This is a genomic window from Marinobacter sp. LV10MA510-1 (genome assembly GCF_002563885.1).
Classification (GTDB): domain Bacteria; phylum Pseudomonadota; class Gammaproteobacteria; order Pseudomonadales; family Oleiphilaceae; genus Marinobacter.
Genome location: NZ_PDJA01000001.1, coordinates 1,144,728 through 1,161,500 on the forward strand (window position 1 = coordinate 1,144,728; position 16,773 = coordinate 1,161,500).

10 protein-coding genes are annotated in these 16,773 nt (G+C 50.0%); 7 read left to right on the forward strand and 3 right to left on the reverse strand.

Annotated elements, in window-relative coordinates; all coding sequences use genetic code 11:
• The first annotated feature begins 1 nt into the window (after position 1).
• From ATI45_RS05605 to ATI45_RS05635, 7 genes are all read left to right on the forward strand, one after another.
• The gene (locus ATI45_RS05605; protein ID WP_098418628.1) at positions 2 to 3,568 is read left to right on the forward strand and encodes a helicase-related protein; all 3,567 of its coding nucleotides are present in this window, start codon (positions 2 to 4) and stop codon (positions 3,566 to 3,568) included.
• A complete protein-coding gene (locus ATI45_RS05610) occupies positions 3,565 to 4,929 on the forward strand; it encodes an AAA family ATPase (protein WP_098418629.1) in 1,365 nt (454 codons plus the stop codon). Before ATI45_RS05605 ends, ATI45_RS05610 begins: the two co-directional genes overlap by 4 nt.
• Position 4,930: 1 nt before the next feature.
• Complete coding sequence (gene ptuB / locus ATI45_RS05615) at positions 4,931 to 5,566, forward strand: retron Ec78 anti-phage system effector HNH endonuclease PtuB (RefSeq protein WP_098418630.1); 636 nt, start codon at positions 4,931 to 4,933, stop codon at positions 5,564 to 5,566.
• Positions 5,567 to 5,575: 9 nt separating this feature from the next.
• Positions 5,576 to 8,491, forward strand: a complete 2,916-nt coding sequence (locus ATI45_RS05620; RefSeq protein ID WP_098418631.1) for a DUF1156 domain-containing protein — start codon at positions 5,576 to 5,578, stop codon at positions 8,489 to 8,491.
• A gap of 9 nt (positions 8,492 to 8,500) precedes the next feature.
• The gene (locus ATI45_RS05625; RefSeq protein ID WP_098418632.1) at positions 8,501 to 10,720 is read left to right on the forward strand and encodes a DUF262 domain-containing HNH endonuclease family protein; all 2,220 of its coding nucleotides are present in this window, start codon (positions 8,501 to 8,503) and stop codon (positions 10,718 to 10,720) included.
• Positions 10,721 to 10,840: 120 nt separating this feature from the next.
• Positions 10,841 to 13,681, forward strand: a complete 2,841-nt coding sequence (locus ATI45_RS05630; RefSeq protein WP_098418633.1) for an ATP-binding protein — start codon at positions 10,841 to 10,843, stop codon at positions 13,679 to 13,681.
• Positions 13,682 to 13,895: 214 nt separating this feature from the next.
• The gene (locus tag ATI45_RS05635) at positions 13,896 to 14,465 is read left to right on the forward strand and encodes a recombinase family protein (RefSeq protein WP_098418634.1); all 570 of its coding nucleotides are present in this window, start codon (positions 13,896 to 13,898) and stop codon (positions 14,463 to 14,465) included.
• Positions 14,466 to 14,590: 125 nt separating this feature from the next.
• Here ATI45_RS05635 and ATI45_RS05640 read toward each other — a convergent pair whose 3' ends face one another.
• The 3 genes from ATI45_RS05640 to ATI45_RS22610 all read right to left on the reverse strand — a co-directional run bounded on the left by ATI45_RS05640 (position 14,591) and on the right by ATI45_RS22610 (position 16,387).
• Positions 14,591 to 14,914 carry a hypothetical protein gene (locus tag ATI45_RS05640; RefSeq protein WP_098418635.1) on the reverse strand — a complete coding sequence of 108 codons (324 nt, stop codon included), beginning with the start codon at positions 14,912 to 14,914 and terminating at the stop codon, positions 14,591 to 14,593.
• Positions 14,915 to 15,015: 101 nt separating this feature from the next.
• A complete protein-coding gene (locus ATI45_RS05645; RefSeq protein WP_098418636.1) occupies positions 15,016 to 15,450 on the reverse strand; it encodes a hypothetical protein in 435 nt (144 codons plus the stop codon).
• Between the two features lie 82 nt (positions 15,451 to 15,532).
• Positions 15,533 to 16,387, reverse strand: a complete 855-nt coding sequence (locus ATI45_RS22610; RefSeq protein ID WP_228706216.1) for an HNH endonuclease — start codon at positions 16,385 to 16,387, stop codon at positions 15,533 to 15,535.
• Positions 16,388 to 16,773: the final 386 nt, after the last annotated feature.

The window sequence follows — 16,773 nt, forward strand, 5'->3', positions numbered from 1 at the left end:
CATGCTCAAGCTTGAAGACATAAAAAAAGATGCGCAGGTCCGCGGTATACAGGGCGACGAGGTGGTTCGCGTCGTGCAGACCGAGCCCGTGGGTGATCATGCTCTGACCGTGTATTACAAAGACAGCCAGGGTCGCTTGAACGAACAAATGCTGTTCCGCACCGATGAAGCACGCTTAGAACTCGCTCAGGCTGGCCGCCCTTGGGCATTTGATGCGCCCGGAGCAGATTTTAAATTGGGTTTGGAAGCCTATCGCATCACCCAAGCTGCGATGTTCGACCCCATGATGGCGGTTCACACATCCAATGTTGAACCCCTACCCCACCAGATTTCGGCAGTGTACGAGCACATGTTGCCGCGCCAACCACTTCGCTACGTGCTGGCCGATGACCCGGGTGCTGGCAAAACCATCATGGCTGGCTTACTGATTCGCGAGCTGCTCATGCGGGCTGATGCAAAGCGGATTCTGATCGTCTCGCCAGGCGGCCTGACCGACCAATGGCAAGATGAGATGCTGGAAAAGTTCAGCGTCCAGTTCCAAATATTTAGCCGCGAGAAACAAGAGCAGTGTGCATCCGGTAACTATTTTAACGAAGTCGACCTTCTGATCTGCCGGCTTGATCAGCTTTCCCGAAACGAAGATCTTCAGGAAAAACTGAAAAACAGTGAATGGGACCTCATCATTGTCGATGAGGCCCACAAGCTTTCAGCCAACTATTTTGGCAACAAAGTTAATAAGACCAAACGGTTTCAGCTGGGCGAGCTACTGGGCACCATTACCCGTCACTTTCTACTGATGACAGCCACGCCCCACAACGGCAAAGAAGAAGATTTCCAGATTTGGCTATCCTTGCTCGACGGCGACCGCTTTTACGGCAAATTCCGAGAAGGCGCACACAAAGTCGATATTTCCGACATGATGCGTCGCATGGTCAAGGAAGAACTGCTGAAGTTCGACGGTACCCCCCTATTCCCAGAACGGCTGGCCTACTCCGCAAACTACCAGCTGTCAGACGCCGAAGCTGACCTTTATGCCCAAGTAACGGATTACGTTCGCAACGAAATGAACCGTGCGGACAACCTGGATGGCAAGCGCAGGGGCACAGTTGGGTTCGCTCTAACCCAGCTACAGCGTCGCCTAGCATCAAGTCCAGAGGCCATATATCAGTCCATTAAACGCAGACGTAAGCGTTTGGAGTCACGTCTGGATGAAATGAAGCTTGTCGCTCGCGGCCATGCTGTGGCGCAAGCAGGCAAAAACAGCGTCGCTGAAACTCTGGGCGAATATCAACTCAATAAAGAACTCGACATACCCGACAACATCGACGAACTGGATGACGACGAGCTAAGCGCAGAAGAGTATGAACGGTTCGCAGAACAGGTAGTAGACCAAGCCACAGCTGCTGAAACCATTCCTGAGTTAGAGGCAGAAATTCAGATTTTAAAGGATCTGGAATACCAAGCTATGACCGTTGTGCAATCTGGCAACGATAAAAAATGGGAAGAGCTTTCTCACCTGCTGCAAGACCGTCCCGAGATGTACACCGCAGGTGGCAGTCGTCGCAAGCTCATCATCTTCACTGAGCATAAAGACACACTTAACTATCTGATGCAGCGTATTCGTGGCTTGCTGGGCAACCCCGAGGCCGTGCTCACTATTCATGGCGGTACCAGCCGGGATGCCAGGCGCAAGGCCCAGGAAGAGTTTCGAAACAATCCGGATGTACTGGTTTTGGTGGCAACAGATGCCGCAGGCGAAGGCGTAAACCTGCAAAACGCCAGTCTTATGGTCAACTATGACCTGCCCTGGAACCCTAACCGCCTGGAACAGCGCTTTGGCCGTATTCACCGTATCGGTCAGACTGAGGTATGCCATCTATGGAACTTGATTGCCAACGAGACGCGAGAAGGCGCAGTCTTCCAGAAGCTGTTTGAAAAGCTGGAAATTGAAAAGAAAGCGCTGGGCGGCAAAGTTTTCGACGTACTGGGCGAAGCCTTCGAAAACCGATCGCTCAAAGACTTGCTAGTGGAAGCCATTCGCTATGGCGAATCGCCAGAAGTCAAAGCCAGACTGAACCAAGTGATTGATGGCGCCTTGGACACGGCGCATCTGCGTGAAATCCTTAAACGCAACGCCTTAGTTGAACAGCACATGTCACTGGAAGACCTTTACGCAGTAAAAGAGGAAATGGAAAAAGCCGAAGCTCGCAAGCTTCAACCCTATTTTATTCGCGCCTTTTTTACCGAAGCCTTTCGGACGCTCAGCGGCGAGATGCGACAAAGGGAATCTGGCCGATATGAAGTTCGCCATGTACCCGCAGCCATTCGCGAACGAGACCGCGTTATGGGCGAAAGCCGCACGCCAGTGCTGAAAAAGTACGAACGTGTCTGTTTTGAAAAGCAGCTGATTCGTAGCCCTGGCAAGCCGATGGCTGACTTAATTCACCCTAACCACCCTCTGATGGCCGCCACCACGGACCTTGTGCTTTCTGCGCATCGCAGCAAACTCAAACAAGGCGCGGTACTGGTTAATCCGAACGACGAAGGAATCGAGCCTCGAATTCTCTTTATGGTGGATCATAGTATCCGTGAAGGTGAAAGTGCAGGCACCGCTGAAAAACCCGCCATCGCGTCGCGTCGCCTGCAATTTGTGGAGATTGATCAGCAGGGCAACACCTCTCACGCTGGTTGGGCACCACATTTGGACCTGCAACCTATCGATAGTGACGACCGCAAGTTGATTCAAGACGTACTGAATGCCCCCTGGATTACCGGCAATCTTGAAGCCGTAGCCTTGAACCATGCCTCTCAGCACCTGGTACCAGAACATTATCGGGAGATAAAAACGCGCAGAGAGCTTCAGTCTGAAAAAATCCACGCGGCAGTTCATGAACGGCTTGTGAAAGAGATCAACTACCTTTCTGGGCAAGCCATTAAATTGGACCAGGATGTGGCCGCAGGCAAACAGCCGCGCATGCAACCAGAGAACTTTCGGCGACGAGCAGAAGAATTGACTGCCCGATTAGAACAGCGCAAACGTGAGCTGGAGGCCATGAAGAACGTGGTCTCAAGCACACCAGTGGTTATTGGTGGCGCCCTTGTCATTCCGCAGGGTTTACTGGATATGCGAAAGGGTAAACCCCTGTTCACAGTGGATGCCCGGGCCCGCGCGCACATCGAGCAGGTCGCTATGCAGGCCGTAACGGATCATGAAGAAGCCTTGGGACACACGGTGAAAGATGTATCCGCCGAGAAATGCGGCTGGGATATCACATCGCGCCCAAAAGCCAACCCGGATGGGTCTTTGCCGCAAGACAGGCATATTGAAGTCAAAGGCCGAGCAAAAGGTCACGATGTGATCACCGTTAGCCGTAACGAAATTCTCTACGCTCTCAATCAGGAAGATAAGTTCTGGTTGGCGATTGTTTTAGTGGACGGTAACAGTTTCGAAGGCCCTTACTACGTGCAAAATCCATTCACTATAGAACCAGATTTTGGTGTGCCCTCTGTGAACTACGAACTCAAACACCTGCTGTCCAAAGCCGTGCCCCAGGAGCCAAGCTCATGAATCTTGAGACGCTGAAAGTTACCAATTTCCGGCGCTTTGAACATCTGGAGGTTAGCTTTCATCCCGAGCTGACCATATTAGCAGCCCGAAACGGGCAAGGTAAAACCTCAATACTGGATGCTGCAGCTATTGCTCTGGGAACATTTGTCGGGGCTTTTGACCTGGGAACGGCCAAACATATCGCACAGGCAGATGCTCGCTATCAGCGCCTACCCGGCCACTCTGATAGTGAACAAGTGTTCCCCGTTCGGCTTGAAGCCACCCTAAAGAGCATGGATAAACCTGTCATCAGGGAGCTTCTTGGTGCAAAAGGCCGGACAACGATAAAACATGCGTCCGCGCTCACAGGGCTTGGCAAAATACTCATGAAACAGGTTCAAGCCTTAGAGTCCGTGCCACTGCCATTGCTGGCTTACTATGGTTCAGGCCGCCTCTGGAATGCTCATAAAAATATGAGTCGCAAGTCTGTGCTTAGCGAAAGCCGCACTTTGGGGTATGAAGACTGCTTCAGCTCTGCCTCCAGTTTTACCCAGGTGCAGCAATGGATGACCAAAGCTACCTTCGCGGCGCTTCAGCAGCAGAGCATGGAAGTTTACCAAGGCCACAAAATTGCGGATCAGATTAAAGGCATCCAAAACACCGTTGATACCGTTCTTAGCAGCGATGGCTGGAGTGGATTCCATTACAGCGTTCAGCATGAAGAGCTAGCAATGACTCATGAAGAGTTGGGTGTATTGCCTGTGTCCATGCTCAGCGACGGCGTTCGCGCTATGGTGTCGCTAGTGGCTGATATGGCCTGGCGCTGTGCCAAGCTCAACCCCCAGATGGGGGCAGATGCATCCAAAAAAACAGCAGGCATCGCCTTTATCGATGAAGTTGACATGCACCTTCATCCAAAATGGCAACAGACTGTGATTGGCTCCCTGCGCTCTGCCTTCCCCAATGTGCAATTCATTGTCACTACACACAGCCCACAAGTCCTTTCAACGGTGAAATCTGAATCTATCCGCCTAGTACGCAGTGAGCTCGACCGGGAAACAGGAAAGTTCATCTCACAAGCAGTAATACCAACTATGCAAAGTCGTGGCGTAGCGAGTAACGATGTAATGGCAGAGCTACAAGGTACCGACGCCGTCCCTAACGTCGAAGAAGCCAAATGGCTCCAAGATTACAAAGCGCTCGTCACCTCAAACCAGCTAACGCCTGAGCAAGCTAATAGAAAACAAGCGCTTATGACCAACATCATTGCCCACTTTGGTGACGATCACCCCGAGTGGCTGGAATGTCAGCGCATCGAACGCTTGCAAGCGATGAAAGCCAAACTAGCTGGAAAACTATCGGCCGGTAAATCAAGGGACTGACATGCACCAATTGAACCGACCACCGGCACCACTATTCCTCAATCGTTACCGACATGGCCGAAATAACTGGGCCGAGGTGACAAAAGTCGAAAAGGCAGAGATCTGGGCTGGCCTAAATATGATGCAGAGTAATCGCTGTGCATACTGCGAATACGAGATACGCACAGAGCCAGATAGTCATCATGCCCATATCGAGCACTTTCGACAGCGAAACTGCCACCCACAAGGCACGTTCGATTGGAATAATCTGTTTGGATCCTGCAACCGTGGAGACAGCTGCGGCAAATACAAAGATAAACAGACCTATGAGCACCACGACTTAATTAAGGCAGATCAGGAAAACCCGGATCGCTACCTTCGCTTTTTGCCAGACGGCCAAGTAGTTCCTGCCGAGAACCTTGCACCAGACGAGATTCAGCGGGCGGAAGAAACAATCAGGGTATTCAACCTGAATGGCTCACTCCGGAAAATCCGAGAAACTTATGTTAAGGGCTATCTGCAAACGGCAGAAACACTTCTAGGCCTCTCTGAAATGTTTGAAGAGGAAGAATGGCGACCATGTCTCGAGCAAGAACTGAAAGACATTGCCGGTCAGCCGTTTGAGACAGCCATTCGCCATGTTTTGCAGATTGCGTAAGAGATCATTATGACTGCTATTAAGTCCCCAAAAAAATTGATCGAAGTGGCGTTACCGCTGGATGACATTAATGCTGCTTGCGCCCATGAGAAAATGCCCGGTATTGGCCCTCACCCCAGAGGGATACATCTGTGGTGGGCGCGTCGCCCTTTAGCTGCAGCCCGTGCAGTGTTGTTCGCCCAGCTAGTCAATGACCCTGGCTACCAGCGGGAGCTGGGTTATGGCGTTAACAAAAAAGAAGCGGAAATAAAACGCGAGACACTATTTCAAATCATCCGCGATTTAGTGAAGTGGGAAAACACTAATAACGAAGAAGTGCTCAACCGCGCCCGCGAAGCAATATGGGAAAGCTGGCGTGAAACTTGTCAGCTAAACCGTAATCATCCGCAAGCAGGGGAGTTGTTCAATCCGGACAAATTGCCCGCCTTCCATGACCCGTTTGCTGGTGGTGGTGCGATTCCACTAGAAGCCCAGCGCCTAGGGCTGGAAAGCTATGCCAGTGATTTAAATCCCGTCGCAGTAATGATTAACAAAGCGATGATTGAGATTCCGCCAAAGTTTGCCGGCCAACCACCAGTTGGCCCAAGATTGAAATCCGACAGTCAGAAGAAAAAAACAGCGACTAACGACGCTTTTGAGGACTGGGCTGGTATTAAAGGGCTAGCCGAAGATGTGCGACGCTATGGCCATTGGATGCACGAAGAGGCCGTCAGAAGTATTGGCCCTCTCTATCCAAAAATCGAAATTACGCCAGCGATGGTAGCAAAAAGATCAGATCTTAAAGCTTATGAAAACAAAGAACTAACTGTGATTGCTTGGCTGTGGTCCAGGACAGTAAACAGCCCCAACCCTGCTTTTAGTAACGTAGATGTTCCGTTAGTTCGATCCTTTGTGCTGTCGAATAAGAAAGGCAAGGAAGCATGGGTCGAGCCTGTCATCGATGAGAACAATTACTACTTTGAGGTCAAAACGGGTGAACAACCCTCAGATGCGGTAGCTGGAACCATGACGCGTACCGGTGCAACCTGCATAATGTCTCAGACAGCAATGCCTTTTAAATATGTGCGAACTGAAGCTAAAGCAGGTCGGATGGGTGAACGTCTAATGGCTATTGTTGCTGAAGGGGTGCGTGGCAGAGTTTATCTATCCCCCTCGGTCGAATCTGAGCAAATTGCGAGACAAGCCAAGCCAAGCCGGGTGCCCGAAACAAACCTACCGGATAAAGCATTAGGATTTAGGGTTCAAGAGTACGGGATGCTAAAGCATCGTGACCTTTTCACCCCCCGGCAACTGTTAGCTTTATCCACCTTCTCAGATTTAGTGCAAATAGCCAGAGACAGGGCGATTGTAGACGCCATAACTGCCGGCATGAACGATGATGGTCAAGCTTTGGACTCGGGTGGTTTAGGTGCCACGGCTTATGGAGATGCCGTCGCTACATATCTCACCTTCTGCGTTGACCGTTGCGCTGACTTCAACAATTCACTTACAGGGTGGCGTCCAGGTAACGAAAAAATCATGTATTTGTTTGCCCGGCAAACGATCTCAATGATTTGGGATTTTGGTGAAGCGAATATTTTGGAGAACGTGGTTGGCGGGTTTATCACTAATCTTGAATATCAGGTTAAGTGCTTGCTAAAACTGGGAACAAGCCATAGTCCAGGTCACGCGCTGCAACTTAACGCCGCTGCACAAGATACTAGCTGCCTAAAAGTCATTTCGACAGATCCTCCGTATTACGACAACATTGGCTACGCTGACCTCTCCGATTTTTTCTACGTTTGGATGAGACAGTCGTTAAGAAATATTTTTCCGAGTCTTTTTGGGACTATGGTGGTTCCAAAAACTGAGGAGTTAGTAGCAACTCCTTTCCGTCATGGGGGCAAAGAAGAAGCAGAAATCTTTTTTTTGGAAGGTATGACTCAAGCTATTCATAACATGTCAGAGCAAGCTCACCCAAGCTTCCCTGTTGCTATTTACTATGCTTTTAAGCAGTCTGAAACTAAAAGCGATAGCACAACAAATACGGGCTGGGTCACCTTTCTTGAAGCAGTTATTCTGGCGGGCTTTTCTATTGATGGCACCTGGCCTTTACGAAGTGAACAATCATCTCGCATTCGAGGCGTAGGATCTAATGCCCTTGCCTCATCAATCGTTTTAGTATGTCGTAAACGCGAAGCCAATGTTAAGTCCATCTCACGCCGCCAGTTCCAACGCCAACTCCGTGAAGACATGCCCGAAGCACTGGAGACCATGATCGGCGGGCAGACTGGCCAAACGCCGATTGCTCCTGTGGATCTATCACAAGCCGCGATTGGTCCAGGCATGGCTATCTACTCAAAGTACAAAGCCGTGCTGAACCAAGACGGTAGTCGCATGAGCGTGCACGACGCATTGGTGTTTATTAACCGCGCTATCACTGAATATCTGAGCCCAGATTCAGGCAACTTCGATGCTGATACGCAATTTTGTTCAAGTTGGTTCGAGCAGTACGGTTGGAGTAGCGGTCATTTTGGTGAAGCCAATGTTATAGCGCAGGCAAAAGGGACAACCGTCGACGGTGTTAAATCAGCTGGTGTGGCTGAGTCAGGCAGCGGCAAAGTACGTCTGCTTCGCTGGGCAGAGTATGAGTCAGACTGGGACCCCACCAAAGACGAACGCACTCCGATATGGGAGGCCTGCCACCAGATGATCCGCCGCCTAAATAACCACGGCGAATCCGCCGCCGGTGAGTTACTGGCTAAAATGCCAGAAAATGGCGAAGCCATCCGCCAACTGGCCTATCACCTCTACACTCTATGTGAGCGCAAAAAATGGGCCGAAGAAGCTCGCGCCTACAACGAATTAATTGCTTCATGGCATGCCATTGTTGCAGCGTCGCATTCTCTAGGTCACAAAGATGAGCAACAAGGAATGGACTTTTAAGGAATATCTATGAGAAACAAAAATGTAGCCATCCGGAAGATCGTTAAGTATCTCAATAACCCAGAATACGACGGGGGCTTTTGGCTACCAAATATCCAGCGGCCGTTTGTGTGGGGCCCAGAGCAGATTGAGAAGTTATTTGACTCGATCATGCGCGAGTACCCCATCAGTACGATGCTGGTTTGGCGCACCCCGTCCATTATCAAGCGTCGCAAGTTTATCGATAATTATTACGATGGCATCAAGCTATCCCAATTCCAAATACCCGAAGACAGCCGGACGAAACTCTTGGTTCTGGATGGGCAGCAGAGATTACAAAGCCTGTTTATCGGGCTCTGCGGCAGCCACAGCAAACAGGAATTGTATTTCAATGTGCTCAGTGGCGCTCCCACCAGCACCGAGGAAATGCGCTATCAGTTTCGATTTTTGCCCTCAGCCAGGGCAGCCTTCCCTTGGGTCAAATTTAAAGAAATTGTTTTCAGCAATGAAATGCCAAACGACTTGGCCAGAAATTTGGAAACAAAAGCCGCTTCGGCATTAACGGAGGACCAGGAACGAACACTCATCCGCAATCTTTGGCAGGCACAAAGAGTATTTGTTTCTGAAGAGTATGTGGGATATCAGGAGCTTGATAGCGTTGATAACCCGGAGGCTTACACCGAGAACGATGTGGTAGAGATCTTTATTCGGGCAAACTCTGGTGGCACCAAACTCGGCAAATCTGACCTTCTCTTTTCTTTGCTAACCGCATCTTGGCAAGATGCTGATGAAGCAATGGAAGACTTAATTGGGGAGCTGAACCTGTCTGGCTACGAGTTCACACGTGATTTTGTGATGAAAACGTGCCTCGTACTGCTAGGAAAAGGAGCCGCCTATGACGTTAAAAAGTTCCGCGACGAACAAACCAAGCAGGATATTATCGAAAAATGGCCTCGCATTTCTTCTGCTATCAGAGATGTACGAGACTACCTGCACTCCAAAACGTTTATACGCTCTGACCGGGCATTGCCTTCGTACCTGACGCTTATACCTGTGATCTATTACAGATTCCATTTCCCACAGCAATGGCAGTCCTTGTCAGGTCTTGACACCTACTTGTTAAGAACACTGCTATGCGGCGCTTTCAGTGGTCGTCCGGATGGTTTAATTGATAAATGTATTCGCCGAATTAATCAGGATCAGGATTTCTCAGTCACAAATCTTTTTGAAGTGTTGCGCAATGACGGGCGCAACCTGGATGTTTTCGAGGAAAGCCTATTCCAGACCAGCTATGGATCGAAAGCCATTCATCTTATCTTCAACATCTGGTATCGCCAGTTTGACTACCAGCCTGCCTATGCCGGTAATTTGCCACAGGTTGACCACATATTTCCGCAGTCTTTGCTGAAAAGCATGAAGGATGAAAACCCAGAGACCGGCAGGCAATCACTTCTCCGTTACCCAGCTGCTGTAAGAGATCAGCTTGCCAACTGCATGCTACTGACTGCTGACGATAATGGTTTTCAGGGAAAGTGCGACAAGCTCCCCAGAGACTGGTTTGCGGATAAGTCTGATGCTTACCTGAGCATGCACTTAATCCCCGCCAGGCCCTCGTTGTGGGAGATCGAGAAGTTTGATGAGTTTATAGTCGCTCGCAAGGCGCTCATAGTGGCAAAGCTGAAACACTTGATCTCCGGTAGCGAAGCAAGCCCACACTCTACTAAGCCAGAGCCTGCTCATGAAGAGCATCCGTTCACTGACGATTCTAAATCCATAAAGCTTGCTGAAGATCCGCAGCCGGAGGCAGAAGAGCCAGTTTCAACAGCTGACACGCAGATCCCAGCTAGTATCGAAAAACACAACGATACAACAACTGGCTCACTGGCAGCAGAGACAGGAACTGTAGAGGCGACACTGGCCAAGTTTCTGGATCGGATTTCAGAGCCTACAAAATACATTGCGGGTTTTCGAACAAATGATGGCAAAGAGTTGGCGTTTGAAAGAACGGGTGAATTTGTCACTCTGTGGACACAGAGGGTTGTATTGAGCGACTCAGAATTTGAGCCGACGCGCGAGTATTCGGACATAGACACACGCAACTCAAATCTTAATCGCAAGAACTGCCCTGCACTGCGCCTGGGCAATCCCGTGTTGTTCTGGAAGCTCGATGGCGAAGAAGACCTTCTGGATTTTTTGAACTGGTACAGTGCCGCAGAGGTTCACCAAAGGCTTGAGAGTGTGGACGGCTGATACGTCAAAACTGCAGCTGGACTCAAAAACATATTTTTAAAACAGTGGATCGTCATTCGGGCATTGTTGATTAAACAAACTTGAACCCGACGATGCACTGACAGGTAACAGGATACGACTATGAGTTTGAAACCTTGGAGCGAGATTGCCCGCCCACATAAAGACGTTCTGGAGGGCTCATTCAAACAGTCTGAGTTTGCTGCCGACATCACCCAAGTGGCAAGCGGAACGGCCCCAGACGAGTATCAAGATGCGGAAAAGTTCTTTTCCCGTACCTACATTACCGAAGGAATGCGCTTACTGCTTGTGTCTGTGGCACAGCGCCTCGCCGGTCAGGGTGGCGACCCAGTCATTCAGCTACAAACTGCCTTCGGTGGTGGTAAAACTCACACAATGCTAGCGGTATATCACTTGGCCAGCCGTGAAGTCAGCACAGACAAGTTAATGGGCATTCCCCCGATTCTGGATGAAGCCGGTATTAGTGAGCTGCCGAAGGCGCGTATTGCCGTTCTGGATGGAATACGCCAATCACCCAGCCAGCCCAGCTCCTATGGATCTATCACTGTAAATACCCTCTGGGGTGAGCTAGCTTGGCGGCTTCTTGGCGAAGAGGGTTACGCTTTGGTTGCGGCCAGTGATGCAGACGGCACTTCCCCCGGTAAGGAAGTACTCAAAGAATTGCTTACCAGAGCCTCGCCCTGTGTCATTCTAATTGACGAATTGGTTGCCTACATTCGACAGTTGGAGCTGGGTAAACAATATAAAGGCGGCACCTTCGACAGCAACATCAGCTTCGTTCAAGGTTTGACTGAAGCGCTGAAGGCGGTGCCTAACGCTATGCTGCTAGCGTCTTTGCCTGAATCTGAACTGGAAGTTGGCGGTACCATGGGCCAACGTGCTCTGAACTCCCTGGAAAAGTACTTTGCCAGGGTAGAATCGGTGTGGAAGCCTGTCGGTTCCAGCGAATCCTTTGAAATCGTCCGGCGGCGCCTGTTCGAAAGCTCGGGCGAACGTGCCGAAGTGGAAGGCATAAGCCGCCAGTTCTCAGACTTTTATCGGAAAAATGCCGAGAAGTTTCCGGTCGAAACTCAGTCCAACGAATACTACGAGCGGCTGTGCTCCTCTTATCCTATCCACCCCGAAGTGTTTGACCGCCTTTATGAGGATTGGTCCATGCTGGATAAATTCCAGCGCACTCGGGGTGTACTCCAATACATGGCGATCGTAATTCATCGGCTTTGGAACAGCGGTAACAAAGATGCGTTGATCATGCCTGGCTCGTTGCCACTAGATGATACAAACGTCCGTAACAAAAGCATTCACTATCTACCTCAAGGCTGGGAGCCGGTCATCGAAAGGGAGGTTGACGGGCCACGATCTGTGCCTGCGAATATTGATGGCCACCAGACCCTGTTTGGTGGTGTTCAGGCAGCCCGACGTACAGCTCGTGCAATTTTTCTGGGAAGTGCACCCTCTTCTCAGGAGCAGATGATTCGTGGCGTTGAAAAAGAACGAATTCTGCTGGCCACTGTGCAGCCAGGCCAAACTATCGGTGTTTTTGAAGACGTGCTCAAGCGCCTGCGAGATCGTTTGCACTATTTGTACTCAGAGCACGACCGCTACTGGCTAGACACCAAGCCAAACCTACGCCGGGAAATGGAGAGCCGAAAACAAAATGTCAGCGAGCGGGATGACGTAATTCCCCTACTGAAAGATCGTGTTACTCGCGTGTTTGGGCGCAACCATCAGTTTAGTGGAATTCATGTTTTCACTCCGTCGGTTGACGTCCCAGACGACTACGGCCCTGGCCCACGCTTAGTGGTATTACCCGAAAGTGCTGGCTACAGCCGAACCCCTTCCAATCAAGCGTTTGGTGAAGCTGAGAAAGTTCTGCGTAACCGAGGAGATCAACCTCGTCAGAAACAGAACCGGCTGATATTCCTGGCTCCAGACTTTGACGTGGTCAGCCGCCTCAAAGAACAGGCACGTATCTACCTGGCGTGGCGTTCTATTGTGGCAGACATTGAAAGTGGCGCGCTCAATCAAGATTTGTCTCATCTGAACCAAGCCAAGCAGAATCGTGATGGCGCTGAACAGTCACTCGGTCAGCTGATCCGGGAAACATGGAAATGGCTGCTAGCTCCTGTCGAAGACTTTGTGAAAGGTCGACCTGAGCTGAGCTGGGAAGCGGTATCTATTCCACCAACTTCGCCCAATTTGATCCAGAGTATTGAGGAAAAGCTCAAAGAAGAAGAGTGGATGGTGTACGAGTGGTCGGCGATTCACCTGCGCAAAGTGCTCAAGGATTGGTACTTAAAGGATGGCGTCTCCGAGGTAAACGCTCCAAAAGTGTGGCGAGACACCTGTCATTACCTTTACTTACCTCGACTGGTGAACGACCAAGTGTTTCGGAATGCTATTAGCCAAGGCGTAGAAAGCGAGGATTTCTTCGGCTTTGCTTCTGATAAGGAAGAAGACCGCTATCTGGGCTTCTGCTTCGGAAAGGGTTCTATAGCGCCGCTGGATGAATCATCACTCTTGATCGAACGCGAAGCTGCGGCCGCCTACGCCGAGAAACTGCGCGAAGCTCAGCAACCCGCACCGCAGCCTGGAGCCATCGATTCCGGACTAATTGGAACTGGCGCAGCGTCTGGGTCCCGACCTGACATTTCGGAGGGTCCTGTCGGTGGCTCTTATGCTGAACCAACAGCTGCACCTGCTATAGCAAAGACTCACTTCTATGGAACTGTGGATCTGGACGCCGTAAAGGCAAAAATGGATTTTGCCACCATCATGGACGAGGTAGTCCAGCAGTTCACAGCCCAGCTCGGTGTGGATGTGACCATCTCGGTCGAAATTGAAGCGCGTAAAAAAGGTGGGTTCGACGAATCATTGCAGCGAACAATCAAGGAAAACTGCAATGTTCTGAAATTCAGCTCTTCGGAATTTGAAGAAGACTAGTCTGCGAAATAGCGTGGTGCTTCCTATGAAGTTAGCACCACGTTTTATGTCGCCAGATTATCAGACAAATTCAACTTTGGCCGCATCAAGCGTCACAATAGAGTACACCCATAGGGGATGGTGTGATGTGACACTTAAAATAGTAACTATTGGGTGTAAAATGAATTTTGTTACAGTAACATTACGATAACCACCCTAATGTGACACAAACACTATGCCCCGTATCGGATATGCACGTGTTAGCAGTGCCAGCCAGGATCTAGATATTCAAATCAGAAAACTGACCGACGCAGGTTGCGAAGTCATTCGATCCGAAACGGTGTCTGGTGCTTCGCGCGATGGGCGCACCGAGCTGGAGACTGTGCTTGAGTTCTTACGCCGTGATGATGAACTCGTCGTTCATCGCCTTGACCGTCTTGGTCGTTCTACCCGTGACGTCCTTAATTTGGTTCATGAGCTGGATGCCCGGGGCGCTTCGTTGCGAATCCTTGAGCCAGACATTACGACGAAAGGTGCAATGGGTCGAATGATGATCACGGCCCTGGGCATGGTCGCGGACATGGAACTGACGTTTATAAAGGAGAGGCAACTTGCTGGCATTGAGGCTGCAAAGCGAAAAGGGATTTATAAGGGCCGTCCAAAAATGATCGACGAAGCCGAAATCTGCAAACGGATGGCGAACGGAAGCACGAAGGCCCAGATTGCCAGGGACATGGGTGTATCACGAATGACGGTTTACCGTGCCTTACAAACGTTGCCGTCCACTAAGGGTGAGTCAGCCTAAGGTTTCCAAATTTTTAATCCATCCAATTACTCTAAACGTTTTCGGGAAACGCCCTGTGCGGATTCGCATGCAGAGTGTTGTAGGGCTGGGGGTTAGATACCCTCGGCCACCCAATTAGCTGCATATTATTGTGAAATATTTGATACACAAGATTCTGTCCATTTTATTGAAAGAAGCTTAATGTAGCTATCAGCAGTATCCGGATTCGAAATAAACTCAGCCTTTTTTGATAAAAAGTCGCTTGCTTGTTTTTTGCTTCCGTATGATTCAAGAAATGTGTAAGCAAATCTAAATTTTTCGTCTACGCTTAATCCCGCTACCTTTTTTAAAGTAGAATTATGGACACTTAGGCATTCTAAAAATTTTTGCTTACCTTCATCTTTTTCTTGCGCCAAGGCTGAAGACCCAGAAAACAAAACAAGAACAGCTATCAAAACATTTACGTTCATATATCAGGAATCCTTCTTGGAACAGCTATCGCATAGCCAAACGGCGACCCGACAGGGGCGTCCGGTGGAGGCCGCAGACCGAAACGAACTTAATTGATTTGTTAGGCATTTTTCTCGCGAAGAAAGTTAGCGATCAGGTGCCATTTTTCTTCGTATTGCTCGTAATTTGGAATGTCTCTAAGATTTACTTTGCCCCAGTTTTCGCTTCGTGGAGCGGACTCCACGATAGCTACCGGAAAGACGAAATAATTCGGCGGCATAACTTCTTTTTTGCCATCCTTCGAACCCCGGTTGAGCAGCACCACAATAACAAAATCGCAGTTGAAATTTTTGATGGGAAACCCACCAGCCCCGGTTCGCCACCTACTTTTTACTTGAACCATCGCGGATCTATTTGACTCAGGATTTGTCGCGACCAAATCATAGCCAGGCATATTTGTATAAGTCTTGTAGGAAGCAATTTTGTGGAGCAAAAGCTGCCCCAGAACCAAAAACTCAGCTCCTTCTGCCTCCAGCCGTGTATCTAGTCTCGCCATTGCCAATCCTAGTTTTGATGCCTAACGCTTAGCTTTGCGGCGTCCGAAGCGCAGCGTAGGTGCGTCCACCAACAGCCACTTGTTAGGCGTAGTGCTCCCTGCGATGGCAGTTCGGACAAAGTGCGGTCGCGTTCTCTACCGTGTCCTCCCCGTTATCTGCGAGTCGCACCTTATGATGAACCTCAAGATACGGAGTACCATCTGAGCGACGATTGAAAGGAGCGGCTTGGTGGCAAAGCTCGCAGATTCCGTTGGCTCGGGACAACACCTCTGCAATAACGTCAGCGTTGCGTATGAACGCGGTAGTAGTCACCGGAACTCGGATCGGTTTAACGGGTGCTGCCTCAAGCCTTTTCTGGCGAGTTACTGTGGTGCCAGAAAGTGAATCTTGAACCTCCTCGGCGAAGCGCTGGTTTAGCTCGTCCAAGTCGCGAACGACGTTAGAGTGAGGGACTACAGTTTGTTTGGAATACTCAACGTCCGGTGCGATGGAGATTTCGCCAAAAAAACCACCCGACGCTCGCTGAACTGCGGTTCGTTGTCGGTGCTCCCAACCATGGACGCTAACATTTTGGGCTGCACTATGGACGTGCTCCATTTGGAATCGACGCGCAGGCCGTGGCGGTTTTCCTCGGGTATTGTCAAACTGTTGGTGCCCCGCGCTAGATAGAGAGTAAGTGTCGCCTTCCGCGTCGACGTCCAGGACCTTGAAAACACCATAAACGCGGTCATGAACGACCACTACTAAAAGGTGAACCGGAGGGTGATCGGGATGTCGATAATCGTATGACGAGCGTATAGGCTGCACGAAGGTGTACTCTTCCAAGGTACCACCCGCATCTAGAAGTTCTTTCACTGCCCTATCGGAGTGTCGGAGCAACATCACGTTTTCCAGCGCGACCTCATGCTCACCCGCGACGAATTCTGCCAATTTCACAAATTTCTCCAACTTAGTGCCTAAAAGTAGCTATACCGAATTCCACGATATTGTAGAAAAGTGCGTTCTCGATAATACCACTTTTCTGTTACGACACGTGGAGGAAAGTCTCATATTTAACAATAGCTTAGTCCAATTATTCCTGCATCGCCATGTAATCGCTTGGCTTCTTGATTCCTTGTTTAGCACCCTAACCGAACCGCTCACATGTTGCTCAGTAGAAAACATCATGCCTAGAAAATAAATATTTGTGCTCAGTTTAACTCCATCGGCTGCGCCAACCGTTGAACAGTAAGCGCCAATAAATCAGCACCTACATTCCTGCTCGCCGATTGCACACACTGACTTCCTCACCCATCCCATGAGAAATCAGCATGACCACAACC